Raw genomic sequence first — 24,040 nt, forward strand, 5'->3', positions numbered from 1 at the left:
ACAAACGGCACGTAATAGAAAACCGTCCCAAAGTATGTATCGGGACGGTCTTTTATTATTTATATATCCATTACTTCGCTAATTCATAAATTGCTTGCGCGTAAATTGCTGTTGCCTTTAATAAGTCTTCAATTTCAATATACTCATCTTTTTGATGCGCAAGTTCTTCTTTTCCAGGGAACAATGGGCCAAATGCAACACCAGCTTTTAACGAACGAGCGTAAGTACCGCCGCCAATTGCTAATAGCTCTGCTTTTTCACCTGTTTGTTCTTCATATACACGTTGCAACGTACGAATTAATACATGATCTTTATCAACATGATGCGGGCGAGAGTTCGAATAATCCGCCACTTCAAATCCATGAGTACCTACATATTCTTTTAACTTTGCAATCGTTTCTTCAAAGTTAGTCGTAACTGGGTAACGTACGTTTAATCCTAAATTGCCACCATTTTCTTTCGCATAAGAAAGGCGACCAACATTCACTGTTAACGGACCACTAACCTCATCTTTATAAGCGATAGTAGCCTTTTCACCATAAATATCACCAATAAATGTTTCTGCTACAAATGTTGCAAACGAAGCCCCTTTTCCATCAAGAGCAACTTTCGTTAAGAAGTTTGCCAGTAATAAACCTGCATTCTCGCCCTTCTCTGGAGTAGATCCGTGAGCTGAAACCCCTTTAATTTGCAACGTTACTGTATTACCTTCTACAATTGCTTCACCTATTTTTTTAGCAGTTTGTAAATACTCTTCATATGCTACTGTAAGTGCACTTACATCCTCTCCTGTAACAACCGCTTCTGCAAAATCAGGAACCATATTTAAACGGCGACCTGACTCAAATGAAACAAGTTCATATTTACCTTTCTTCTCTTCACTACCATTTTGCACAACTTGTATATCAGAAATTCCTTTTTCTGCATTAATAATTGGAAAGTCCGCGTCTGGCGCAAAACCGATTGTTGGCATTTCTTCGTTTTTAAAGTAGTGATCTACACATTTCCAATTACTTTCCTCATCTGTTCCTAAAATCATACGAACGCGTTTTGAAAGAGGTAATCCTAATTCTTTCACAATTTTCATCGCATAGTAAGCTGCCATCGTTGGGCCTTTATCGTCAATTGCACCACGTGCAAAAATCTTTCCATCACGAATATCTGCACTATATGCAGGAGTCGTCCAGCCATCGCCTTCTGGTACAACGTCAACGTGACAAAGAATACCTACTAATTCTTCTCCTTGTCCCATTTCAAGATGACCTGCATACCCTTCTAAATTTTTAGAAGTAAAGCCTTCCGTTTCTCCTTTATGTAACATGAACGATAAAGCTTTTTCTACACCTTCACCGAATGGTGCGCCCTCTTTCGCCGATTCTTCTTCCCATACACTTTTAATTTGTAAAAATTGTTGCGTATCACGAATTAAATCATCTTTTCGTTTTGCAACTTCTTCTGTCCAATTAATTGCTGACATCACGCATCCATCCTTCACTATATTGTTTCTTTCATCATAACAAACCGAAATCTCTTATGCCATATACGAAAACCAAATACCGAACAATTGTAATATTTCAGATATTTCTTATTAGTTTTTCTTTTATTTTTCTAAAAAAAATTGCAGGAATTTGGCGTTTTACGTAGAATTTTATGTGTTAGTTGACTGACCATATATACAATGTCAACTACCAATATTTTTCTATATGAATATTTGTTAAATTTCTGTAAAATTTAAGTAGATTAAAGCATGAATTTTATCATGTAGAGTACAATGGTAGTAACGACCTTCTTTCCTGAATGGGGTCAAAAAAACTAGTAGAGGAGTGGTTTTCTCTTGAAACCTACAACTACTCGTATGCTAACACGCATTAAATCAATTTATATGTACATCAATGAAAACGGAACGGTAACGACGAAAGACCTTGTAGATGAGTTCGGGATCACACCGCGAACGATACAACGTGATCTAAATGTGTTGCAGTTTAATGAACTCGTGTATAGCCCTTGCCGCGGTAAGTGGACAACAACAGGAAAGAAAGTGAGAATGACCTCATAACGAAAAATAATTGTATGTAAATAAATACATACCCCTTTCTAACTCATTAGAAAGGGGTCTTTTCTGCGCCTAAAAATAGTACTATTTCTCAGTATCTACTTGATATGTTTTTAACATCTCTACTTCTTCATCTGTTAGCTCTCGGTATTGTCCAAGTTCTAGCTCTTCATCTAACACTAACGGCCCCATCTCTGTTCTCTTTAGGTAGACTACTTTTTTCCCTACCGCTTCAAACATACGCTTCACTTGATGGAATTTTCCTTCTGTAATGACAAGCTCGATTTCAGAAATATCATCGCTTTTTAATATTGTAAGTGCACCTGGCTTTGTTTCATAGCCATCATCTAAAATAACACCTTTAGCAAACTCTTTTACATCCTCTTCTGTTACTACGCCTGCAACGTGTGCATAATATTTTTTCGGCACATGCTTTTTCGGAGATAACAATTGATGTGATAACTTCCCGTCATTTGTTATTAATAAGAAACCTTCTGTATCAATATCAAGTCTTCCCACTGGGAACGGATTAAAAATCGCATCTTCTAACTCTAATAAATCTATTACTGTTTCATGATTATCATCTTCTGTCGCTGAAATAACGCCTTGTGGTTTATGCATCATTAAGTAAACAAACTCTTTATATTCCACAACTTCACCGTGAATCATAACTTCTTGTTCTTCTACATTTACATGAACCTTTGCATCTTTCACTGATATGCCATCAATTTTTACAACGCCGTCTTTCAATAATTTCTTTACTTCTTTTCTACTTCCATATCCCATATTCGCTAATAATTTATCTAATCTCACGTTCTTCACCTTCTTTATTTATCATAGAAAAGGGGACGTAATTACGCCCCTTTTGATTTCAACTTTATTTTGAATCTATTGCCAAGTTTACGCTGGATTTTCTCTAACGCTTCTCCGCCGAATACTCTTTCAAGTACTCCTGTGCGAATTGCTAACAATCCGTAAACAAGACCACCAATACCTGCACAAATCGCAACCGTAATAAGAGCGCCCATTCGGCCATCCGGTGAAATCATGAAGGATAGAATCCATTGTGATAATTTCACAGTAACGACCATTACAAGTGTTAATACTGCAATTTGGAATGTTCTCTTATATACAACACCGAATGAATAGTGTGCGTATTTTTTAATTTGTTGATTTGTGTACCAAACAGAGACTAGGAAACCAACAGCTGTTGCTAGAATCGCCCCTACTGTACCGAAATAACGAATAAAGATTACGTTACATACAAATTTCAAAATAACACCCATTATCAGTGCGATAATCGCATGCTTTTGTTGGTTAATACCTTGCAGAATTGCCGCTGTTACTGTAAATAAAGCAAATAACAACGCAACCGGTGCATACCACATTAATACTTGTCCACCTAATGGATCTGAATCGTAAAATGCAGTATAAATCGGATAGGCAAGTGATGAAATACCGACAACCGCTGGCAACGTTAAGAACATATTTGCCTGGAATGTTTGTGTAATTTGTAACTTTAAATAACGGTATTGCTTTTCAGTAAATGATTTTGTAATCGCTGGTACGAGCGTTAAACTAAACGCTGTCGCAAGTGATACAGGAATCATAATTAATTTATGCGTCCACATTGTGAAAATACCGAGCGCTCGCTCTGCAATATCTCCTTGACCAATCGCTTGCATAATTGAGTTAAATGTCAATGTATCAATTTGTTGATATAAAGGAATTGTTAACCCAATTACAACGTAAGGAATCGCATATGCAAATAATTCTTTAAATAATTGAACAGTACTCACTGTCGATTCTGGTGCAGTTTGTTCAATTAAATATTGATCCAAATGTTTTTTACGTTTTAGCCAGTACCAAATGAGTACACCGAGCGCTCCAACTGCTGAAACGAATGCAGCAAATGTCGCTACCCCAACTGCTGTTGCAACTGTACCGCCAAGTACTTTAATAACGATAAAACTACCCGCTAATAAAAAGACGATACGAATAATTTGTTCAATAATTTGCGAGACAGTAGTTGGTCCCATCGATTGGTGACCTTGGAAATAACCACGAATTAAACTCGCTGCCGGTACAACAATAAGCGCAAAACTTACAAGACGAATAATCGTCGTAACTTCTCCTATATTACTGTGTACACTTTGTTTACCAAGCATTGCTTCTGCAAACAACGGCGCCGTCATGTACAGTACTAGGAATGAAAGAACTCCTGTTACTATCATCATAACCATTCCCGAGCGGAACATTCTCCGGCTCGTTTTATAATCGCCAAGCGCATTATATTTGGAAACGAATTTTGAAACAGCAAGCGGCACCCCTGCCGTTGCAATACTTAAAAAGATCGTATATGGAATGTATCCATATGTATAGAGCGTTCCGCCTTCTGTCCCTACTAATGCATGAAACGGAAAGACGTAAATCATGCCTAAGAACTTCACTAAAAATGTCCCTAACGTAACGATAAGCGTTCCGCGCAGAAATTTCGAATCGGACATACAAAAATCCTCCTACATCTACATAAAGTGAAACTTTAATCAGTGGGGTGTTCTTCCCCACTGATTATTAGTTGAACCAATCGGGCATTTAGGGGCAGTTAATCTCCCACCTACTTCTTTGACCTAAGCAAACTTTAAGGTGGGAGTCTTACTGCCCGTTAATGCGGGGTAAAGTGAAACTATAATAAATTGAACTATTCGAGCATTCGAGAACTATTAGACTTCCCCTAACTCATAAGGTTTTAGTCCTATGGCCCACAAATAGCAGGATAGTGCTGAACTCTAACTTTTGTATTGTACCACAATTCTCTCCTTAAGCAGTACTTCACTCTATTTTTCTTTTAAGGGAAAACATGCTATTCTTTTAGGCAGGAAATGTAGAAAATGAGGTCGATATATTATGCATTATGATGTTATTGTCATCGGCGGCGGGCCTTCTGGGCTAATGGCTGCAATCGGTGCTGCAGAAGAAGGCGCAAGCGTCTTACTTCTTGATAAAGGAAATAAACTAGGGCGTAAACTTGCGATTTCTGGTGGCGGCCGCTGTAACGTAACGAACCGTCTACCACTTGATGAGATCGTTAAACATATACCAGGAAATGGCCGCTTCTTATACAGCGCTTTTTCTATTTTTAATAATGAAGATATTATTACATTCTTCGAAAATCTCGGTGTAAAACTGAAAGAAGAGGATCATGGCCGCATGTTCCCTGTTTCAAATAAAGCCCAATCGGTAGTAGACGCACTTTTAACACGATTAAAAGATTTAGGTGTAAAGATCCGCACGAATACACCTGTTGAAACGATTGAATATGAAAATGGTCAAACGAAAGCAGTCGTACTAAAGACTGGCGAAGTGCTAGAAACAAATCACGTCGTTATCGCTGTTGGCGGAAAATCTGTTCCTCAAACTGGTTCTACTGGAGACGGATATGCTTGGGCAGAAAAAGCTGGTCATACAATTACAGAATTATTCCCAACAGAAGTACCAATCCTTTCAAACGAACCATTTATTCGAGACCGTTCACTGCAAGGACTTGCTTTACGAGACGTAAACTTAAGTGTATTAAACCCGAAAGGAAAGGCTATCATTTCTCACAAAATGGACATGCTCTTCACTCACTTCGGTTTATCTGGTCCTGCTGCTCTTCGCTGTAGTCAATTCGTTGTAAAAGCACTGAAAAAGTTCAAAACGAATACAGTGCAAATGAGCATCGATGCATTGCCAGAAGAAAATAGTGAACAACTATTCCAGCGCATGCTGAAACAAATGAAAGAAGATCCAAAAAAAGGAATTAAAAACGTTTTAAAAGGTTATGTACCTGAGCGTTACTTCCTATTCTTATTAGAAAAAAATGAAATTGATGGCAGCGAGCAAGCTGGACAAGTTTCTCATGAGAAGATTCGTGCACTTGTGAAAGACTTTAAAGAATTTACTGTAAATGTAAATGGTACGCAGTCCATTGAAAAAGCATTCGTTACTGGCGGCGGTGTATCCGTTAAAGAAATTAATCCGAAAGAAATGTCGTCTAAATTCACAAACGGCTTATATTTCTGCGGAGAAGTTCTTGATATTCACGGTTATACTGGTGGTTATAATATTACATCTGCTCTCGTTACTGGTAGAATTGCCGGAACGACAGCTGGAGAAAACGCGAAAATGAAGTATTAAAAAAAGAAACAGGGATTCCTGTTTCTTTTTTATAGGTACATGAAATTATATCAGCGATTCTACTACTTATATCGGCGATTTTTCAAATATATCAGCGATTCTGCAACTTATATCGGCGATTTTTCAAATATATCGACTTACCGACAAAAAACGACAAATATACGCTCCAGCTAACTTCCCATTGCTTTTTTGTTGCTTTATTTACCTTAGTACCTTTATATTTTATATTGTTGAATATTTGAAAAAGGGTAAGGGGAAAACATATGAGAAAAAAAGTCATGATGTCTTTAATGCTAATGACGTTTCTTTCTGCGGTAGAAGGAACGATTGTTAGTACAGCAATCCCTCGTATAACGAGTGATTTATCCGGCGTTGAACTTGTTAGCTGGGTTTATGCAATTTACATGCTTGCCACAGCGGTTTCAACTCCAATATACGGAAAGCTCGCTGATTTATTCGGCCGTAAAAAAGTTTTACTTATCGGAGCTACAATCTTTTTAGTCGGTTCTGCACTTTGCGGTGTCGTTACATCGATGGAACAATTAATCTTCTTCCGTGCGCTTCAAGGTATCGGTGCTGGTGCTGTTATGCCGATCACAATGACAATTATTGGAGACTTATATAGCGAAGCGAAAGACCGCGCAAAAGCACAAGGCTGGATGAGTGCCGTTTGGGGTGTATCTGGTGTTATCGGACCGTTAGCAGGTGGATTTTTAGTTGATTCTCTTTCTTGGCGTTATATTTTCTTCTTAAACGTTCCATTTGGAATTATCGCCTGCTTAATGATTGCCATTTACTACAAAGAATCTATTAAGCCTGCTAAACACCATATCGACTACCTTGGTGCAACAGTATTCTCATTAAGTACGATTGCTCTACTATACGCGTTATTAACAGGTAGCAGTAAGCAAAACTGGGGAGACATAACAATTATCGGCCTATTAATCTTCGCCGTCGTTTCATTCATTATTTTCTTATTCATCGAGAAAAAATCTCCGGAACCATTAATTCCGCTAGCACTTTTCTCTAACCGTACATTATCTACGATTAATATATTAACGCTTATTGCTGGCGCAATGATTATTAGCATTACAATGTACCTTCCAATTTGGAGCCAAGGTGTATTAGGAAAAAATGCGACAGAAGCTGGACTTATTTTAATGCCAATCCCTGTTATGTGGACATTTGGCGCTATTTTCTCTGGTAACTTAGTAGGAAAATTAAAAACGAAACAAATCATTTTACTTGGAGCGAGCATTTTATCAGTCGCTACGTTCTTATTATTTACATTATCAACAAACTCACCATCGTTCCTTATTTATGTAGCAGTCGGATTATTCGGCTTAGGAATGGGGCTTGTGACACCGATTTACATGGTAACAATTCAAGCAGCCGTACCAGCTCATACACGCGGAACAGCCGTTGGTTTAAACACATTTATTAATACATTTAGCCAAACGTTAGGTGCGGCAATATTCGGTACAATCTTCAATACGATGATTCACGCACGTGGTATTAAAAACCTTGATCTTGTATCTGGCGGACATGGAGGTACTACAACAAACGTAGTAACTGAATCGCAATCCGCATTAGCATCAAGTGTACACGTCATTTATATGAGTACTTTTGTATTGGCAGTATGTACATTAATTATCGCTTGGCTTTTATTAAAGCCCGCTACACAAACGAGTGAGCAATAAGAAAGAGGATGACCAAAATGGTCATCCTCTTTTTACTCCTCATTCTCCACAATATGTTTCAACATGGACAATTTATTATCCCAAAAACGTTCATAATACGAGAGCCACTGTTGTAATTCCTCTAATGGTTCTGGATGCAAGCGATATATTTTCTCTCTTCCGCTTTTTCTTCCGCTTACTAAATTCGCTTCTGAAAGAATATGAAGGTGCTTTACAACCGCAGTACGACTCATCGGAAAATGATCCGTTATTTTGGAAATCGGTAACTCTTTATCACTTAATAACCGTATTACTTCTCGGCGGGTTGGATCAGCAATTGCTTGAAACACATCATATTTCGCTGCTGATGAGGACACTTAGCCTTCGACAACCTTTTTCAGTTTTTCATTTACAATCGCTACCCAGCCTCCGCTCATTCTGTCGCGAATAATAGAGCTCTTCGCATTCGCTTTCGGAAGAATTTCATCAGGGTGTTTCCAGCCGCCGTGAATTAACGTAAATTCTGTTTTATTATCTCCTAGGTCTTTCAGATGAAATGAAACAACCCAACCATCTGTATCCCATGAAAAAGATAGATGATTTGGCTCATCGATTTCTAATACTTTACATGGTGATGGTCCAAATGGTGATTGTACATGAAATTCATGTCCTACCTCTAATACGAAATCATTTGGCATAAACCATGAGGCAATCCCTTCTGCAGTTGATACTACATTCCACACCTTTTGAATAGACGCGTTAAAAACGATCGTTTGTTTAATGTCAGTTAATGGATTTTGTTGTTCCATTTTCATTCTCCTTTATTCGGCAATCAAATATAACACCTTTTGGTTACACTTAGATAATATAACACCTTTTAGTTTCATGTCAACGCTAACTCTTTTTTACTGTTGAGAAATTCTCAACATTTTTTCAACAGGACAAACACCCTCTGAGCATTCCCTCATAATATACTCACAAAGGCAATAAAAAATAAAAACTTTTCTCAATATGAAACTCCATCATTCATCTTGAAAGAAGCGCCTTACGTATATCATGCGTATTTCGTCTCTCCTCCTTCCCTCAGGGACACTACGCGAGATATGAAAAATCAGAAGGAATATGCCCACCATTTGAGTAGGTAGTTATTTCTCTTCTCCTCAACATTTCCTCAGGAGCGAAATGACTACCGACTCACTTTTTCAAACAAAAATAAAAAGGGGATGAAAGCTATGTTCTATTGCATTAACTGCTCTGACATTCACCATGAAAAACATCCGAATGATAAAGTATTCAAAAACGGTTTTTATATTGATCCATTTTTAGGTGATCGTTATCACCTTGGTATGTGTAAAGATGCCCAAAATCATCAGACAGGGGAGCCTCTTTTAACTACAAAACAATTAGGCACAACCCAATCTATTATGAACGTATTACCGACACATGTTGTCCCAACATAAAGCATAAAAAAGAGCTGGCTCACCCAGCTCTTTTTTATGCTTTATAAACGATCATTGCTGAAAAACAATAAATTTGGTTTTCGTCATCATTAATAGAAACACCGACTTGGTACTTAATATCTACAAAGTTACTATCATCAATCTTTTTCAAAAAAACATTTACAGCGTCTTCTAAGTCTTTTTCGTGACTTTCATCAAACACTTTCACACGAATCATGTTAACACCATCCTAGATCGCAGCCCTCCGCCGCTTGATTATTGCCACGGTGCGTATCTATGATGCGATAAAACTTTCCGTCTTCATATATATATCCGTCTTCTAACACATATTGTTTACCTTCAGTATAGACATAAAACTTACCTATCATAAATTTACTCGTATATAATTCCAAATAATCTGGCCTAAATTTAGCTACAACTTTATTTGTAATATCAATTTTTATTGTGCGCCCCACCTTCTCTCCCTCCTTTGCAAAGAACGGATTTAGGTATATTGTATTAGCGATTTTACATTTTATGCTTAAAAATAAGTGGATATGCCTCCTTTCTCCGCCTGTACTATTTTTCTAACAAAATCCTCAATAAGTAAAAGCAAAAAAAAATATATAAAAGGAACTTTTACTTATTGACTCAAATATAATTATTATGGTATTATATAAAATTTGACATTTTCATTCACTTATGCTATCATTAAAGATGGTTACCACATATGGAGGTGGATGATTTGTTTCAAATTGGTGATAAAATCGTTTATCCAATGAACGGCGCAGGAGTCATCGAAGCCATTGAAGAGAAAGAAATATTAGGAACAACACGTCAATATTGTGTAATACGTATCATTAGTAAAGATATGCAAGTAATGCTTCCGATGGATCAATTACAAAAATCAGGTATTCGTTATATCGTAGATAAAGGTACGTTAGATGATATACTTCTTGAATTTCAAAACGGGGAATCAGATACATCACTTTCCTGGAAACAAAGATATACAATGAATATGGAAAAAATGAAAAACGGCAATCTGCAAGATAGTGCAGAAGTTGTTCGAGATTTACTTCGCCGCAATAAAGAGAGAGCTTTAAATGCGAGCGAAAAACAAATGCTAGATAACGCCCGAAAAATGATGATTAGTGAAGTTGCACTCGTGCAAAATGTTTCTGAACATCAAGCAACAGAATATCTTCAAGACACTATTAATCACTAAATTTAAAATAGCTGGCCGCTATTTTTTTTGTGTAAAAAAAGGACGAAGAGTTTTATCTCTTCGTCCTTTTCTATTACCCACGCCCAGCTTGAAACGATGGATATAACGTCATTCCACCATCTGCAAATAGCGTAATTCCAGTTACATAACTCGCCTCTGAGGAAGCGAGCCACGTTGCTACCGCTGCAATTTCTTCTGGTTTTCCAATATAGCCCATCGGTATCATACTTTCTACGTCAGCACGTTTTTTAGGATCAGCAAACTTTTCTGCATTGATCGGCGTATTAATTGCACCTGGTCCTATATTATTTACTCGAATACCTTTTGGCGCATATTCCATCGCTAACGTTTCTGTCATCAGTTTCATACCGCCCTTACTTGCTGCATAGTGCACGAATAAGGGCCACGGAATTTTCTCATGAACACTAGACATATTAATGACAGACCCTTTAATATCATGTTCTACAAAATATTTAATCGCTTCTCGGCTTCCTAAAAAAGCACCTGTTAAATTTGTGTTAATTACCCGATTCCAATCTTCAAGCGGCATTTCATGCGATGGTACCGCATTTTCTATCCCGGCATTATTAATCATAACGTCAAGCGTACCAAACTCTTTTACAGCAGATTGAATGAGATTCACCACATCTGATTCGACTGTTACATCACCTTTTACAGCAATCGCTTCTCCGCCTACCTTTTTAATTTCTTCTAACACATCATTCGCTTCTGATTCTCGTGAGCGATAGTTAATTACTACTTTTGCTTTCTCCGCAGCAAACCTTACTCCTATCGCTCTTCCAAGACCAGTTGCTGATCCTGTAATAACGACAACCTTTCCTGCTAAATCACTATACATTCCAATACCTCCTTTAACTTTTTGCTATACCTAACATAATTCCGGCTGCAATAATAAAAACGATACCGACAACAATCCCTGTTAATTGGCGTTTCGTTTTTCTTTCACCTAATATAAGAATCCCGCCAAGCGTCGAAATAATAATTCCCATTTGCGATAGCGAAAAACTTGTTGCCACTCCGACACGCGGTTGCGAAATGAATAAAAACATATTTCCAGCTGCCCAAATTAATCCTGGAATAATATTTCGTATTGCATATTTATTAAATGGATGATGTTTAAACGTAAGCAAAATCCCTCCTAACACCATACCAACTGCTTGTGGCAACAAAGCTGACCAACCATCTACGTTAAACAGTCTAATCACTACTACGTAAACTAAATAACCGACTGTTGAAATAAATAAAATGATAATGCCCCTTTTAAAATTCCCCGCTTGCTCTGCATTCTTTTCTTCTTCACTTTGAAGCGATGTTAAAATAACACCGATAATAATACAAACGAGAGCCAATACACCAAGGACGACTGATATTGTTGTGGACCACTCATGAAATACGATGACTCCAAATAAAGTTGTCGCAACTAATTGAAGTCCTGTTGAAATGGGCATCGTCCTTGAAACGCCCATTAAATCAATACTTTTTAATTGATTCGCCTGACCAAGCGCCCAAAATAAACCTGATACAATCCCAACTCCGATAACAGTAGGAGTCAATACTGGTTTCATAAAAATATAAACAACAATTGAGAAAATAAGTGCGCCAAACGTTGTACCGAGCGTTTGACTATAAGGCCCCCCGCCCAGTTTTACGTTAAATAGCACAATACTTCCCCAAAATATAGCTGGTAAAATCGCTAAAAATATATCCATCGCTCATTACCTTTCTTTACTAAATGTCATAGGTTATCACTCTGAATCAGTAGAGTGAGCTTTTATTTTTTCTTTTTGACGTTCACAAACTTTTTCTGCAATAGCACCAGAAACATTCTTTTCCCGCTCCACTTTCTTTATCTTTACGTGATCTAAATGATCCTCCAAAGTAAGTGTAACTTTATCATTCGGCGGATTATGCGCACCTTGGAACGTAAGAAATTGTAGCGTAATTTCAAATCTAGGAACGAACTCACCGTTCTTGCCGAGACGCTTTATATTGATAACTGAAGCACATTCATATTGATCTTCTGTCACTTGCCTAATAACTGAATAGTACCTATTCGATAATGCACTCTCTAAAAGTTGTTCTCTTGATTCTTTTGCGAAAGAATCACTTGAAGAAGAGAAAAAAGCCACACATAGCATTGTTATAACTGCACATATTTTTTTCATAGTTCCCTCCTTGTTCTATACATTAGTGTTCTCAAAACTGCCATAAAAAAACGACTTTCCCTATGTAGGAAAGTCGTTTTAATGAATCCAATATTAACCACCGCTCACTGGTGGGATAAGTGCAACAACATCACCAGATTGAATCGTATCATCTTCATTTGCATATTCTTCATTAATCGCAACCATAATTGGTGTCGATACTGGCACATTATATTCAGTTGCAACAATATCTTTTAACTCTGCAACCGTAATATTTTCTTTCGCTATTTGTAATTCACTTCTTCCTGCTTCTTCTTGCAAGTTCGCAAATAACAATACTCGAATCATACTTATAACTCCTTCCCAGGCTCTCCCGCCGGATATGGCGTTTTTTCTAATTGATCGCCAATCCAAGAGTCTCCATCTTCCCAAAACTCTTTTTTCCAAATCGGAACAATTTGTTTTATGCGTTCCATAATATATTCATTTGCTTCATAAGCCGCTTTACGATGCGGCGTTGAAACAGCCACAACAACCGCGATATCAGAAATTTGCAGTGTACCGATGCGATGTGTAATCGCAACGTGTGTACCTGGCCATTTCTCTTTCACTTCTAATCCGATTTTCTCTAGCATCTTTTCTGCCATCGTTTTATAAGCGACATATTCTAAGTATAATGTACGACGCCCTTTCGTAAACTCTCTAACCGTTCCAATAAATGTTGTAACAGCACCACATTCGCGGCGAATAACCTTATTCGCTACCTTTTCAATTGAAATTTCTGTATCAATTACTTCATAATACGTATTTGTCATTTCGCACTCCTTACCGTTTGTAAAAACCAGTCTATGTACAATTCTTCTTCTGTTATATGAAATACTTTATATTCTTCTCGTAAGTTTGCAGGAGCATCATACCACGTAATAACTGCTACTATATTTTCTACTTTCTGTAAAAGTTCAACGTCTTCCGCAGAACGAAGTAACACTACTTTCGGATAGCTCTCTTTTTTATAGCCCTCGATTACAATTGTATCTACTTCAAAAAACTCATATAGGCGAATAATTTCTTGCAAAGACCATTCTTCTCTTAATGACGACATGGAAAGTAATCCAGCGCCTTCTACACTACTTACGATCGCACCGGCCTTTCGGTGCCTTTCACTATCTTTTTGCGCTACTTCTGGAAAACCTCCGTGTCCGTGATGTTTAATGGTAGCAACTTTTATTTCACTTTCGGCTAATGCATGCACCAATTTCTCAACAAGTGTTGTTTTCCCACTATTTTGATACCCTACTATTTGTAAGATTGAAGGGGCTTTTCCCATGGCCAATCACATCCCTCAGCGTGCTCTAACAATAATACAGACACTTTCATCCCTGCCTCAAAGCCTCTCGTTCCTCCAGGCAACACAATAAAAGCATTCGCATCTGCAAGTGAAGATACCGCACTCGATTTATCTAAACCGACCGGCATCGCTTGTAATGCCCCGTCCACAACTGTCACCTTTGCTCTTACAAAACGAGTAAACGGATTCGGCTTTGGAAAATCTTTTTGTAAAATAGCATCTGCTCTATATACGTGAGGTTCTTTCGCATACAAATATGTTTTTATAACCGGATGCACAAATAACTCAAATCCTACGTAACAAGCTGACGGATTCCCTGATAAACCGAAAAGTAACTTTCCATCAACTTCAGCTACGGTCGTTACACTTCCTGGTCTCATCGCTATTTTATTAAAGAGTACATTCGCTTGTAATTTTTCATAAATAGCTGGCAAGTAGTCATAATCTCCTACCGACACACCGCCTGTCGTAATTAAAATATCAACTTCATCCATCGCTGATTGAACAGCTGTAAAACATGCATCTAACTCGTCGGCAAGTTGGCCATAATACCGAATTTTACCTCCGGCTTTCATAATTTGAGCAGCAATCATATAAGAGTTACTATTTCTAATTTTCCCCGGCTGTAACGACTCATGTACTTCTAACAATTCACTTCCTGTCGTCACAATACCAACAACAGGCTGTTTTACAACTTTCACAGTACTATATCCAAACGTCGCTAATAAGGCCGCAACACCTGGATTGATTGCAACCCCTTTCTGAACGAGAACTTGATTTTGCTTTATATCTTCTCCCTTAAATGACACATTGTCACCACTATGAAACGGACGCTTTAACTTCATATATGTTTTTCCGTCCTTCTCAAAACCTTCCGTCAGCTCTAGCATGACGACTGCATTACAATCCGCTGGAATAGCTGCTCCTGTCATAATACGAACCGCCTGAAAAGATCCTACTGCATCTAGAAAAACAGACCCCGCTCCGATTTCTCCTATTACTTCAAACTCAATTGCATTCTCTTGATTTGCTTCTTTCGTATCTTCCGCTCGAATTGCGAAACCATCGTAAGGAGAACGATCAAAATGAGGAACGTCATGATCAGAGACAACATCCTCCCCAAGAATTCTCCCGTAACTTTCCGTAATAGAAACCTCTTCTACTTCACCAATTTTCGCATATTCCATTACTCTCTCTACTGCCTCAGCAACTTGAATCGGAATTCGTTTTTCTACCATCGTTTCTCACCCCATATTTGCAATTTTTTTTATCTCGATTAAACTTTATATATTAAATAGAAATTACTTCAAGGAGGAATTCCATGTCTTCATTCACACACTTTAATGACCAAGGACGCGCGAAAATGGTTGATATAAGCGACAAAAAAGCAACCGTTCGAACAGCAATTGCGTGCTCTAGCATTGTCGTTACAAAAGAAATTTACGATAAAATCTCTCATAATGAAATTGGGAAAGGTGACGTATTAGCAGTTGCACAAATCGCTGGTATTATGGCTGCAAAACGCACTTCTGACATTATCCCAATGTGCCATCCTTTATTATTAAAAGGTGTTGACGTTTCTTTCGATTGGAAACAATCCGATGAACAATATCGATTACTGATTGAAGTAAAAGTTAAAACAGAAGGTAGCACCGGTGTTGAGATGGAAGCTTTAACAGCTGCTTCCGCTACCGCTCTTACTGTGTACGATATGTGTAAAGCTGTTGATAAAGGTATGATTATTGGCGAAACGTACTTACTTGAAAAAACAGGTGGAAAAAGTGGAGATTATGCGAGAAAGTCTTAACCTTCTCCCTGTTGAACCTAAAGGATTTCCCTTTAGGTTCAACCTATATATCTTGCATATAAACGTTTTGCTACATTTATATCATTCGTCCCATGAATAAAAGCTCTGCCATCTGTAAATAAAACGAAACGAAATTCCTCTACTAGAAAAGATACTAAATACGGAGTAGCCTTTACATCCACACTTCTTTGTAAGCGCTTTTTAATTTCTTCTAAATTAAATTCATTCCGCACACCTGGACGGATTTGTACTGTATTTCGTCCACATAACACTTCTGTTTTCGTTTGTGCTTCAAATGTTAAACTCGGATATGTACGTAATCTCCCGCAAGATAAACACGTTTCTTTTTTCTGTCTATTCACTTTAAATGCCATCTGTTGATTATTCCAAAGATCAAACGATAACATCGTTTCGCGAAGTGCCCCATAGTCTTCTACTAATATTTTCAGCGCTTCCGTTATTTGATGCGCAACTACTAATTGTACTGCCGGCTGTATAATACCAGCCGTATCACATGTTGCTCCGCTCGCCGGATGCTCCATTAAACAGCGGAAACACGGTGTTTTTCCTGGTAAAATTGTATACGTTACTCCGTAGCTCCCAACGCAACCACCGTATATCCACGGAATATTATACTTTTGTGAAATATCATTAATAAGAAGACGCGTTTCAAAATTATCTGTCGCATCTAATATTAAATCTACATCCTTCACTAACTCTTCCATTTCTTGCACTGTTACATCCGTCACAACCGGATTTATTTCCACCTCAGAATTAATCGCTTTTAAATGCTCTGCCGCTGCTACCGCCTTCGGTTTATACTGCGTTGCGTCTTCTTCTGTATATAATTGTTGCCTTTGTAAATTACTCCACTCTACATAATCACGATCCGCAATTGTTATTTTTCCAACACCTGCTCTAACAATTGCTTCTGCATTTGCTGCGCCAAGAGCTCCCGCACCAATAATAAGCACATGCTTTTCTCTAATTTTTCTCTGTCCTTCTTCTCCAACACCAGCAAATAATATTTGCCTTGAATATCGCTCCTGCATACGATAGCCTCCTTTCTTATCCTCCTATATAAGACATTTCAATTTTCGGACGATTTTTTGCACTTTCTTCCGTCCGTTCATCCGAATACCTATCTTTTCTATTCATCCATACATCTTGTATAACGCTTACTAACTCCTCATCCGAAAGATTTCCTCTAAGAAGTTCCCTTAGGTCGAGTCCCTCTGTCGCAAATAAGCAAGTATAAAACTTTCCATCTGCTGAAATTCTCGCTCTCGTACAAGAGGAACAAAAGGACTCAGAAACAGAAGTAATAAAACCGACTTCAGTATTTGTTCCAACGTAACGATATCGCTTCGCAACTTCACCAAAATAATGTGCTTCAACTGGCTCAAGCGGATACACGCGATGAATCATCTCAATTAACTCTCGTTTCGTAACGACTTGATCAAAGTTCCATCCATTTGTACTACCAACATCCATAAACTCAATAAACCTAAGCGAGATTCCTTGCTCTTTAAAATACGCAGCCATTGGAAGTACTTGATGATCATTCATCCCTTTTTTCACAACCATATTTACCTTTACATCAAGCCCGGCCTCTTTTGCAGCCATAATTCCCTTTATAACAGGTTTCGTATTAATATTCCGGCCATTAATAGCCTTAAATACATCATCATCTATTGCATCCAAACTAACATTTACTCTATGTAATCCAGCTTCTTTTAATACTTTTGCTTGCTTCGTTAAATGAATTGCATTGGTCGTTAACCCTATATCTAATAGCCCGTCAATTTTCATGAGACGTGCAATAAGTTTTGTTAAATCTTTACGAAGTAGTGGCTCGCCACCAGTAAGTCTAATTTTTCGTACACCGATACTAACAAATAATCTTGCCAATCGCTCAATTTCATCAAACGTCAGTAAAAACTCATCTTTCAAAAAAGCATAATCTGGCCCAAACACTTCCGCTGGCATACAATATGTACATCTAAAATTGCAACGATCAATGACAGATATACGTAAATCTTGAAGCGGGCGTCCAAAAAAATCTGTAACCATCTCCTGCATCGCCACCCTCCCTTTCTGCCAAATTTCTCTCTTTTCATTCTATTATAATATATTTTCGAACTGCGATGTTTTTGCTCGAGTGAATAAAGTAAAACTTTCCTAACCAATTAGATTACCTACGAATAACGAGGTAAAAACCTTGAAGCATAAAAGCCCCAAGGTTTTCTTCCTATTAACTTAATCTAATAATAGTTAAAGTAGCTCCTGGCGTTGCCGTAGATAATGTAGCGATTGCAACTAATCCAAATAACTGCAGACTAATAGCAGCTCCAGCAGGCAAATTAGCAATGATCGTTGCACTAAATGAACCAGTAGCAACTGTCGGAGCGTTTATCGTTCCCGCAAGCGGACTGCCATTTACAGTTATACGAGAACTTACAAGTAATCCTGCCGTTAGATTAATTGTATAAGCTATATAATAATTCCCTGCACTTGCAACTGTAAATACAGTATTCCCACCACTAACAGTTATTCCCGGTCCAATATTTTGATTGTTTGGTAACGGAATATTCGTGCCACCTAATAAAACGGAAATAGCGGTTCCAGATGTATTATTCGCAAATGCATACGTTGCAGTTGTACTAACTCCAGTCGCCCCGGTCGCTCCAGTGGCTCCAGCTCCGGTTGGACCTGTATCTCCAGTTGGGCCTTGTGAACCTGTTGCTCCGGTTGCCCCTGTAGCTCCCGTTGGACCTTGAGTTCCTTGCGGGCCTTGAATTCCTTGGGGACCTGTCGCTCCGGTTGCCCCTGTAGCTCCCGTTGGACCTTGAATTCCTTGCGGGCCTTGAATTCCTTGTGGGCCTTGAATTCCTTGGGGACCTGTCGCTCCGGTTGCCCCTGTAGCTCCCGTTGGACCTTGAATTCCTTGCGGGCCTTGAATTCCTTGTGGGCCTTGAATTCCTTGGAGACCTGTCGCTCCGGTTGCTCCTGTAGCTCCCGTTGGACCTTGAATTCCTTGCGGGCCTTGAATTCCTTGTGGGCCTTGTGGGCCGGTCGGACCTATGTCACCTTGCGGACCTTGGATTCCCTGTGGACCTTGTGCTCCTGTGGCCCCCGTCGCTCCTTGGATTCCTTGAGGGCCTTGTGGACCTTGAATTCCTTGTGAGCCAGTTGGACCTATGTCGCCTTGTGGGCCTTGAATTCCTTGGGGACCTTGTGCTCCTGTAGCCCCCGTTACTCCTTGGATTCCTTGGGGACCTTGAATACCCTGTGGACCGGTTGGACCTATCTCTCCTTGAACACCTTGGATTCCTTGCGGTCCCTGTAAACCCGTCACTCCGGTTGCTCCCGTTGCTCCTGTCGCTCCTGTCACTCCAGTTGAGCCTGTCGCCCCGGTATCTCCTGTTACTCCTGTCGCTCCGGTTGCTCCTGTCGGGCCAGGTGGTCCACCAGATGGACCTGTTACTCCCGCCGGACCTGATGGCCCCGTTGGGCCGGTCGGTCCGGCTGGTCCTCCAGATGGGCCTGTTACCCCTGTTGGACCGGTTACTCCTGTTGGGCCTGTAGTGCCTTCCCCTGTCGCTCCGGTTGCTCCCGTATCTCCTGTTGCCCCCGTCGGACCTTGTATTCCTTGAATTCCTTGTGGACCTTGCACTCCTTGTGCGCCCGTCGCTCCTTGAATTCCTTGCACTCCTTGCACTCCTTGGGGCCCCATTGGACCGGTTGGACCTATCTCTCCTTGTACTCCTTGCACTCCTTGTGGGCCCTCTGGACCGGTTGCTCCTATTTCCCCTTGTATCCCTTGAATTCCAGTTGCTCCTTGTGCTCCAGTTGCTCCCGTTATCCCTTGCACTCCTTGGATTCCCTGAATTCCTTGTGGACCTTGTGAGCCTGTTGCTCCTTGCACTCCTTGAATGCCTTGTATCCCCTGAGGACCCTCTGGACCCGTTGCTCCAACTGGCCCTTGAACACCTTGTATTCCTTGCGGACCCTGAAGTCCCTCTGGGCCTTCTGGACCGGTTGGACCTAGCTCTCCTTGTATCCCTTGAATTCCAGTTGGACCTTGTGGCCCAGTCGGACCTACGTCACCTTGCGGACCTTGGATTCCCTGTGGACCTTGTGCTCCTGTTCCCCCTGTCGCTCCTTGGATTCCTTGAGAACCTTGTGGGCCTTGAATTCCTTGTGGGCCGGTTGGACCTATGTCGCCTTGTGGGCCTTGAACCCCTTGCGGACCTTGATCTCCTGTGGCCCCCGTTACTCCTTGAATTCCTTGCGGACCTTGAACACCTTGGGGACCCGTCGGACCTATCTCTCCTTGCACTCCTTGGATTCCTTGCGGACCTTGTAAACCCGTCACTCCGGTTGCTCCCGTTTCTCCCGTCGCTCCTGTCACTCCAGTTGAGCCTGTTGCCCCAGTATCTCCTGTTACTCCTGTCGCCCCGGTTGCTCCTGTTGGGCCAGGTGGTCCACCAGATGGACCTGTTACTCCCGCCGGACCTGATGGCCCCGTTGGGCCGGTCGGTCCGGCTGGTCCTCCAGATGGGCCTGTTATCCCTGTTGGACCGGTTACTCCTGTTGGGCCTGTAGTGCCTTCCCCTGTCGCTCCGGTTGCTCCCGTATCTCCTGTTGCCCCCGTCGGACCTTGTATTCCTTGTATTCCTTGTGGACCTTGCACTCCTTGTGCGCCCGTCGCTCCTTGAATTCCTTGTACTCCTTGCACTCCTTGCGGCCCCATCGGACCGGTTGGACCAATCCCCCCTTGAGCACCTTGCACTCCTTGCGGCCCCTCTGGACCTGTTGCTCCTGTACTTCCACTCGGTCCACCGCCCGGACCTGTCGCACCAGTTGGCCCCGTCGGACCAGGAGGTCCTCCTGACGGGCCAGTGATCCCTGTCGGACCTGTTACTCCTGTCGGACCTGTTATCCCCTGACCAGTCGCTCCGGTTGCCCCTGTATTTCCACTCGGTCCTTGTAGCCCTTGCATTCCTTGTGCCCCTTGTATTCCTTGTGGACCAGTTGCCCCAGGTAATCCTTGCACTCCTTGGATTCCTTGTGGTCCCTCTGGCCCGGTAGCTCCAATGGGCCCTTGTAATCCCTGTATACCTTGTATACCTTGTGCTCCTGTCGCTCCGGTTGGACCAGCTGGACCTTGCAATCCTTGCACTCCTTGAGGTCCTGTCGCTCCAGTTTCTCCCTGTGGTCCCCTTAATCCTTGTGGCCCCTGCTGTCCTTCTGGTCCCGTTGCACCTATTGACCCAACAGGTCCTTGAATTCCTTGTACTCCTTGAGGTCCTGTCGGGCCCAGCTCTCCCATTGGACCTTGTAATCCCCTTGGCCCTTGAGGTCCTGTCGGGCCTTGTGGACCAGTTGGACCAGTAATCCCAATACCAGTAAATCCCGTTGGAACAGGAGGAAAGGTAGGTCCAATAAGATTTGGTGAGATTCTGAAATTAGAGTTTAATGAATTTTGCTTATCGCGCTCTTTCATACTTTCACCACCTACACACCATCTTTTTTACATTACAAACCTCTTCTTAATATGTATTTACAAAAATAATCTCAAAGACTATTTTTATTTTAAATAATAAAAACTCCCTTAATTTCTTAAGGGAGTCCAGCAACTGAATCCATATTATCTGTATTAGGGACAGCTTGCGCTATACCCGATGCATTTACACTTTGCCCCATATTTGTTCCTGTTACAGTACCAGCAGGGGTGCCTCTTGTATATGTTGTCGTCACCGAATCACCCGGCTGTAAACAAAGCTTCGTTTCCGTCCCTATTACTGTAACAACGTCAATCCAAGTGCATCCCATTGAACCACTATAGGATTTCGAAGCAGTAAATGACGTATCACTCAAATTATCACCCGTAAATATATTCCCAGTGTTATTCACAATAACAAACTCTTTTATATGTGCTGGCATACTAACACTCTACCTTTCCTTTATTAACCCAATGTACGTGTACTCGTTGATAATGGTGGAAGAAATACTGATGTTCGAATCACCTCTGGTGGCTGCCTTTTTCCATTTAAAAAAATAGCCGCACTTGATCCTCCAGCACCCGCATAAGCTTTCGATACAGCAAAAGGCGCGATATTATAACAGTCGCCAACATTAACGGCTCCTGTATTGTTAATAATTTTTACTTTACGCATATTAATCCCCATTTACCTATCCCCCTTTTGTACACTGTATGCAAAAGAAAAAAACTTGAAACAGACTCGTTTCAAGTTTTTTAAACTACTTATTTCGTTTCTCCTTCATATTGAAGCATGCCGCCTACCATGTTCACTGTTTTAAATCCTTGCTCATTTAAATAATGACATACATTTTCACTGCGCATTCCCGAACGACAAATAAAGATATATTCATTCTCTTTATCAAAGAAATCTACTTTATTTGGGATATCGCCCATTTTAATATGTACAGCTTCTGGAATTTTTCCTGCCGCTACTTCTTCATCTTCCCTTACGTCTACTAAAAATAACGTTTCTCCTTTTTCTAAACGCTCTTGCACTTCTTCTGTAGTAATTGTTTTAACTTCTGTCATATGTTGTTCCTCCTTATATAAAATAAAACCTTTATTTTCTTTTTTAACGAACATTCTCTATCAATTTTAGCACGCAAAAGAAAGAACGCAAAGAATCGAAAAACTATTTCTCAATTTTCTCGCAAAACTTATTCTTTACAAACATAACCCTTGCATTGTATCCTCAATATACTTGTTTTATGAAAGGAGCCAATGAAAATGACACTTTTCCTTTTCATTATGGGCATCATTTTCTTAATCGCTGCAATTATTGCACTTAGTATGAAAAATAATAGAAAGATAAAATCACCACAAGAAATGTCATTCTTATTTCTATTGCTTAGTATCGCATTCTTCGGTATAGCAATTGCCACATATATTTTTCGCCTACAAATCATGTAAAAAAAGGTGCCTACTACATACATTGCACCTTTTTCACATCATTTATTTTCTACACAAAACTAGACACTTTCCGATTTAAAAATTCATAAACTTTCTTTTCAAATAAATGAATATCAAATGCTCCCGCCATATGTCCATTTATACTTTCTATCTCATACACTTCCGCATACTTCCCTTGTTTTTGCAACATGTCTACCATTTTATAATTATAACGTGACGGCTGAAGCAAATCTTGTTTACACGGAATCATAAGTACATTTGCTTCTATATTAGACAGTGCCTCTTCTAAAGACGAAAATCCATGCGCAATATCATGTAATAAAACTGCTTTCGCGGTATACATCCATGAATTTGCATCAACTAAAGCTATACTTCTATTTGTCACTTTATTAATTTCTTTCTCAAATGATGTTAATGCAGAAAATGTTTCATAAGGCTCTTTCTCTATACTATTACGAGGAAATGTCGTTTCGTAAAAATGCTCGTCAAACGCGTTCATAAACATCATTCTATTTGCTAAATGAAGCCCCTTCATTGGCTGCTCTTCTCCATATTTTCCGCCCTTCCAACTTGGATCCAGCTCGATAGCCTCAATTGCATTTTGCGCTACATTTACCGACGTAATAATTGGATTTTGCGGGTTCGTAATAACACCAATCATCCGCTCTACCATATGAGGATAATGAACAGCCCATTGCTGCGCAATCATCCCGCCAGCTGACGGTCCCATTACAGCATGTAGCCTTGCGATTCCCATATCTTTTATTAACTCATATTGCATACGAGCTACATCAAGAAATGTAAAAACTGGAAAGTCCATCGCATATTCATCTCCAGTTTTCGGATTAATCGATTTCGGTCCCGTTGTAATTACATACGGGCTCTTCACCTGCACATTACAAAGATTATCAGTACATATAACAAAGTATTTATTTGTATCAATTGCTTTTCCTGGTCCAATTAAACCGTCCCACCAGCCAGACTCCTCATCATGCGCTGTATATTTTCCTGCTGCGTGACTAGTTGCACTAAAATAATGACAAACCAAAATCGCATTTGACCTTTCTCTATTTAAAGTACCATAAGTCTCATACCCCATTTGAACAGGAATTGTCCTACCATTTTCAAATGTAAACTCCTTTAAAATAAATTTCTCCTTTTTTACAATTTGCACAGACTCGCCCTCT

Annotated in this window: 28 protein-coding genes; 7 read left to right on the forward strand and 21 right to left on the reverse strand. The window is 40.0% G+C overall.

Annotation, left to right across the window (positions count from 1 at the left end; all coding sequences use genetic code 11):
• Positions 1-70: 70 nt before the first annotated feature.
• A complete protein-coding gene (gene pepV / locus ACTFRN_RS18020; RefSeq protein ID WP_074567785.1) occupies positions 71-1,477 on the reverse strand; it encodes a dipeptidase PepV in 1,407 nt (468 codons plus the stop codon).
• Positions 1,478-1,834: 357 nt separating this feature from the next.
• Between pepV and ACTFRN_RS18025 the strand changes: the two genes are divergently transcribed.
• Complete coding sequence (locus ACTFRN_RS18025) at positions 1,835-2,056, forward strand: DeoR family transcriptional regulator (protein WP_000805512.1); 222 nt, start codon at positions 1,835-1,837, stop codon at positions 2,054-2,056.
• A gap of 81 nt (positions 2,057-2,137) precedes the next feature.
• On the opposite strand, the gene ACTFRN_RS18030 is transcribed toward ACTFRN_RS18025, so the two are convergent.
• Both ACTFRN_RS18030 and ACTFRN_RS18035 read right to left on the reverse strand, forming a co-directional pair.
• The gene (locus ACTFRN_RS18030) at positions 2,138-2,866 is read right to left on the reverse strand and encodes a pseudouridine synthase (RefSeq protein WP_001234935.1); all 729 of its coding nucleotides are present in this window, start codon (positions 2,864-2,866) and stop codon (positions 2,138-2,140) included.
• Between the two features lie 41 nt (positions 2,867-2,907).
• Positions 2,908-4,560, reverse strand: coding sequence for a putative polysaccharide biosynthesis protein (locus tag ACTFRN_RS18035; RefSeq protein WP_049110715.1), 1,653 nt, complete (start codon positions 4,558-4,560; stop codon positions 2,908-2,910).
• A 400-nt stretch (positions 4,561-4,960) separates the two neighbouring features.
• Between ACTFRN_RS18035 and ACTFRN_RS18040 the strand changes: the two genes are divergently transcribed.
• Together ACTFRN_RS18040 and ACTFRN_RS18045 are read left to right on the forward strand one after the other, a co-directional pair.
• A complete protein-coding gene (locus tag ACTFRN_RS18040) occupies positions 4,961-6,232 on the forward strand; it encodes an NAD(P)/FAD-dependent oxidoreductase (protein WP_014893470.1) in 1,272 nt (423 codons plus the stop codon).
• A gap of 263 nt (positions 6,233-6,495) precedes the next feature.
• A complete protein-coding gene (locus ACTFRN_RS18045; RefSeq protein ID WP_088106196.1) occupies positions 6,496-7,932 on the forward strand; it encodes an MDR family MFS transporter in 1,437 nt (478 codons plus the stop codon).
• A gap of 32 nt (positions 7,933-7,964) precedes the next feature.
• Here the strand turns inward: ACTFRN_RS18045 and ACTFRN_RS18050 are convergent, their stop codons facing one another.
• A complete protein-coding gene (locus tag ACTFRN_RS18050) occupies positions 7,965-8,288 on the reverse strand; it encodes an ArsR/SmtB family transcription factor (RefSeq protein ID WP_000098837.1) in 324 nt (107 codons plus the stop codon).
• Positions 8,289-8,720 carry an SRPBCC family protein gene (locus ACTFRN_RS18055; RefSeq protein WP_014893469.1) on the reverse strand — a complete coding sequence of 144 codons (432 nt, stop codon included), beginning with the start codon at positions 8,718-8,720 and terminating at the stop codon, positions 8,289-8,291.
• 423 nt (positions 8,721-9,143) lie between these two features.
• Between ACTFRN_RS18055 and ACTFRN_RS18060 the strand changes: the two genes are divergently transcribed.
• The gene (locus tag ACTFRN_RS18060; protein WP_000498992.1) at positions 9,144-9,371 is read left to right on the forward strand and encodes a DUF3973 domain-containing protein; all 228 of its coding nucleotides are present in this window, start codon (positions 9,144-9,146) and stop codon (positions 9,369-9,371) included.
• Positions 9,372-9,405: 34 nt separating this feature from the next.
• On the opposite strand, the gene ACTFRN_RS18065 is transcribed toward ACTFRN_RS18060, so the two are convergent.
• Both ACTFRN_RS18065 and ACTFRN_RS18070 read right to left on the reverse strand, forming a co-directional pair.
• Positions 9,406-9,588, reverse strand: a complete 183-nt coding sequence (locus tag ACTFRN_RS18065; protein ID WP_000621751.1) for a sporulation protein Cse60 — start codon at positions 9,586-9,588, stop codon at positions 9,406-9,408.
• A 1-nt stretch (position 9,589) separates the two neighbouring features.
• Positions 9,590-9,826, reverse strand: coding sequence for a DUF2553 family protein (locus ACTFRN_RS18070; RefSeq protein ID WP_000533800.1), 237 nt, complete (start codon positions 9,824-9,826; stop codon positions 9,590-9,592).
• Positions 9,827-10,080: 254 nt separating this feature from the next.
• Here ACTFRN_RS18070 and ACTFRN_RS18075 point away from each other — a divergent pair, with 254 nt between their 5' ends.
• Complete coding sequence (locus tag ACTFRN_RS18075) at positions 10,081-10,575, forward strand: CarD family transcriptional regulator (protein ID WP_001993652.1); 495 nt, start codon at positions 10,081-10,083, stop codon at positions 10,573-10,575.
• 73 nt (positions 10,576-10,648) lie between these two features.
• On the opposite strand, the gene ACTFRN_RS18080 is transcribed toward ACTFRN_RS18075, so the two are convergent.
• The 7 genes from ACTFRN_RS18080 to moeA form a co-directional block, all read right to left on the reverse strand.
• Entirely contained in the window at positions 10,649-11,434 is a 786-nt protein-coding gene (locus ACTFRN_RS18080; RefSeq protein WP_000286661.1) for a glucose 1-dehydrogenase, read from the reverse strand.
• Positions 11,435-11,447: 13 nt separating this feature from the next.
• Positions 11,448-12,305, reverse strand: a complete 858-nt coding sequence (glcU, locus tag ACTFRN_RS18085) for a glucose uptake protein GlcU (RefSeq protein WP_000350850.1) — start codon at positions 12,303-12,305, stop codon at positions 11,448-11,450.
• Between the two features lie 36 nt (positions 12,306-12,341).
• Positions 12,342-12,761: a DUF3888 domain-containing protein gene (locus tag ACTFRN_RS18090; RefSeq protein WP_088106195.1), complete on the reverse strand. Its 420-nt coding sequence runs from the start codon at positions 12,759-12,761 to the stop codon at positions 12,342-12,344.
• Positions 12,762-12,854: 93 nt separating this feature from the next.
• Entirely contained in the window at positions 12,855-13,088 is a 234-nt protein-coding gene (gene moaD, locus ACTFRN_RS18095; RefSeq protein WP_000621784.1) for a molybdopterin converting factor subunit 1, read from the reverse strand.
• A gap of 2 nt (positions 13,089-13,090) precedes the next feature.
• Positions 13,091-13,555: a molybdopterin synthase catalytic subunit MoaE gene (moaE, locus tag ACTFRN_RS18100; RefSeq protein WP_061183144.1), complete on the reverse strand. Its 465-nt coding sequence runs from the start codon at positions 13,553-13,555 to the stop codon at positions 13,091-13,093.
• A complete protein-coding gene (gene mobB, locus ACTFRN_RS18105; protein WP_049113164.1) occupies positions 13,552-14,067 on the reverse strand; it encodes a molybdopterin-guanine dinucleotide biosynthesis protein B in 516 nt (171 codons plus the stop codon). The genes moaE and mobB overlap by 4 nt, the downstream gene beginning before the upstream one ends.
• Positions 14,037-15,326 (reverse strand): molybdopterin molybdotransferase MoeA, encoded by a 1,290-nt coding sequence (gene moeA / locus ACTFRN_RS18110; protein ID WP_074567784.1) that lies wholly within the window; start codon positions 15,324-15,326, stop codon positions 14,037-14,039. Before moeA ends, mobB begins: the two co-directional genes overlap by 31 nt.
• Before the next feature lie 83 nt (positions 15,327-15,409).
• Here moeA and moaC point away from each other — a divergent pair, with 83 nt between their 5' ends.
• Positions 15,410-15,895: a cyclic pyranopterin monophosphate synthase MoaC gene (gene moaC, locus ACTFRN_RS18115; protein ID WP_000094140.1), complete on the forward strand. Its 486-nt coding sequence runs from the start codon at positions 15,410-15,412 to the stop codon at positions 15,893-15,895.
• A gap of 38 nt (positions 15,896-15,933) precedes the next feature.
• Here the strand turns inward: moaC and ACTFRN_RS18120 are convergent, their stop codons facing one another.
• From ACTFRN_RS18120 to ACTFRN_RS18145, 6 genes are all read right to left on the reverse strand, one after another.
• Positions 15,934-16,947, reverse strand: a complete 1,014-nt coding sequence (locus ACTFRN_RS18120) for a molybdopterin-synthase adenylyltransferase MoeB (RefSeq protein ID WP_049113156.1) — start codon at positions 16,945-16,947, stop codon at positions 15,934-15,936.
• Between the two features lie 16 nt (positions 16,948-16,963).
• Positions 16,964-17,977: a GTP 3',8-cyclase MoaA gene (gene moaA, locus ACTFRN_RS18125; RefSeq protein ID WP_001157146.1), complete on the reverse strand. Its 1,014-nt coding sequence runs from the start codon at positions 17,975-17,977 to the stop codon at positions 16,964-16,966.
• A gap of 172 nt (positions 17,978-18,149) precedes the next feature.
• Positions 18,150-21,404, reverse strand: coding sequence for a BclA C-terminal domain-containing protein (locus ACTFRN_RS18130; protein ID WP_440038351.1), 3,255 nt, complete (start codon positions 21,402-21,404; stop codon positions 18,150-18,152).
• 116 nt (positions 21,405-21,520) lie between these two features.
• A complete protein-coding gene (locus tag ACTFRN_RS18135) occupies positions 21,521-21,844 on the reverse strand; it encodes a hypothetical protein (RefSeq protein ID WP_001110853.1) in 324 nt (107 codons plus the stop codon).
• A gap of 23 nt (positions 21,845-21,867) precedes the next feature.
• Positions 21,868-22,089, reverse strand: coding sequence for a spore germination protein (locus ACTFRN_RS18140; RefSeq protein ID WP_000512597.1), 222 nt, complete (start codon positions 22,087-22,089; stop codon positions 21,868-21,870).
• Between the two features lie 77 nt (positions 22,090-22,166).
• The gene (locus tag ACTFRN_RS18145; RefSeq protein WP_000141203.1) at positions 22,167-22,472 is read right to left on the reverse strand and encodes a rhodanese-like domain-containing protein; all 306 of its coding nucleotides are present in this window, start codon (positions 22,470-22,472) and stop codon (positions 22,167-22,169) included.
• 198 nt (positions 22,473-22,670) lie between these two features.
• On the opposite strand from ACTFRN_RS18145, the gene ACTFRN_RS18150 reads away from it, so the two are divergent.
• On the forward strand, positions 22,671-22,853 hold the full coding sequence (locus ACTFRN_RS18150; RefSeq protein ID WP_000171883.1) for a hypothetical protein: 183 nt from the start codon (positions 22,671-22,673) through the stop codon (positions 22,851-22,853).
• Positions 22,854-22,902: 49 nt separating this feature from the next.
• Here ACTFRN_RS18150 and ACTFRN_RS18155 read toward each other — a convergent pair whose 3' ends face one another.
• On the reverse strand, positions 22,903-24,027 hold the full coding sequence (locus tag ACTFRN_RS18155; protein ID WP_001167606.1) for an alpha/beta fold hydrolase: 1,125 nt from the start codon (positions 24,025-24,027) through the stop codon (positions 22,903-22,905).
• Positions 24,028-24,040 lie beyond the last annotated feature (13 nt).

It is taken from the genome of Bacillus cereus group sp. MYBK245-2 (genome assembly GCF_051916145.1).
Taxonomy (GTDB): Bacteria; Bacillota; Bacilli; order Bacillales; family Bacillaceae_G; genus Bacillus_A; species Bacillus_A pacificus.

Excerpts from the sequence above, each read along its gene's own strand:
- pepV (WP_074567785.1), bottom strand. The coding sequence starts at position 1,477 with ATGTCAGCAATTAATTGGACAGAAGAAGTTGCAAAACGAAAAGATGAT.
- ACTFRN_RS18035 (WP_049110715.1), bottom strand. The coding sequence starts at position 4,560 with ATGTCCGATTCGAAATTTCTGCGCGGAACGCTTATCGTTACGTTAGGG.
- ACTFRN_RS18040 (WP_014893470.1), top strand. The coding sequence starts at position 4,961 with ATGCATTATGATGTTATTGTCATCGGCGGCGGGCCTTCTGGGCTAATG.
- ACTFRN_RS18045 (WP_088106196.1), top strand. The coding sequence starts at position 6,496 with ATGAGAAAAAAAGTCATGATGTCTTTAATGCTAATGACGTTTCTTTCT.
- ACTFRN_RS18055 (WP_014893469.1), bottom strand. The coding sequence starts at position 8,720 with ATGGAACAACAAAATCCATTAACTGACATTAAACAAACGATCGTTTTT.
- ACTFRN_RS18060 (WP_000498992.1), top strand. The coding sequence starts at position 9,144 with ATGTTCTATTGCATTAACTGCTCTGACATTCACCATGAAAAACATCCG.
- ACTFRN_RS18065 (WP_000621751.1), bottom strand. The coding sequence starts at position 9,588 with ATGATTCGTGTGAAAGTGTTTGATGAAAGTCACGAAAAAGACTTAGAA.
- ACTFRN_RS18075 (WP_001993652.1), top strand. The coding sequence starts at position 10,081 with ATGGAGGTGGATGATTTGTTTCAAATTGGTGATAAAATCGTTTATCCA.
- ACTFRN_RS18080 (WP_000286661.1), bottom strand. The coding sequence starts at position 11,434 with ATGTATAGTGATTTAGCAGGAAAGGTTGTCGTTATTACAGGATCAGCA.
- glcU (WP_000350850.1), bottom strand. The coding sequence starts at position 12,305 with ATGGATATATTTTTAGCGATTTTACCAGCTATATTTTGGGGAAGTATT.
- ACTFRN_RS18090 (WP_088106195.1), bottom strand. The coding sequence starts at position 12,761 with ATGAAAAAAATATGTGCAGTTATAACAATGCTATGTGTGGCTTTTTTC.
- moaD (WP_000621784.1), bottom strand. The coding sequence starts at position 13,088 with ATGATTCGAGTATTGTTATTTGCGAACTTGCAAGAAGAAGCAGGAAGA.
- moaE (WP_061183144.1), bottom strand. The coding sequence starts at position 13,555 with ATGACAAATACGTATTATGAAGTAATTGATACAGAAATTTCAATTGAA.
- mobB (WP_049113164.1), bottom strand. The coding sequence starts at position 14,067 with ATGGGAAAAGCCCCTTCAATCTTACAAATAGTAGGGTATCAAAATAGT.
- moeA (WP_074567784.1), bottom strand. The coding sequence starts at position 15,326 with ATGGTAGAAAAACGAATTCCGATTCAAGTTGCTGAGGCAGTAGAGAGA.
- moaC (WP_000094140.1), top strand. The coding sequence starts at position 15,410 with ATGTCTTCATTCACACACTTTAATGACCAAGGACGCGCGAAAATGGTT.
- ACTFRN_RS18120 (WP_049113156.1), bottom strand. The coding sequence starts at position 16,947 with ATGCAGGAGCGATATTCAAGGCAAATATTATTTGCTGGTGTTGGAGAA.
- moaA (WP_001157146.1), bottom strand. The coding sequence starts at position 17,977 with ATGCAGGAGATGGTTACAGATTTTTTTGGACGCCCGCTTCAAGATTTA.
- ACTFRN_RS18130 (WP_440038351.1), bottom strand. The coding sequence starts at position 21,404 with ATGAAAGAGCGCGATAAGCAAAATTCATTAAACTCTAATTTCAGAATC.
- ACTFRN_RS18135 (WP_001110853.1), bottom strand. The coding sequence starts at position 21,844 with ATGCCAGCACATATAAAAGAGTTTGTTATTGTGAATAACACTGGGAAT.
- ACTFRN_RS18140 (WP_000512597.1), bottom strand. The coding sequence starts at position 22,089 with ATGGGGATTAATATGCGTAAAGTAAAAATTATTAACAATACAGGAGCC.
- ACTFRN_RS18145 (WP_000141203.1), bottom strand. The coding sequence starts at position 22,472 with ATGACAGAAGTTAAAACAATTACTACAGAAGAAGTGCAAGAGCGTTTA.
- ACTFRN_RS18150 (WP_000171883.1), top strand. The coding sequence starts at position 22,671 with ATGACACTTTTCCTTTTCATTATGGGCATCATTTTCTTAATCGCTGCA.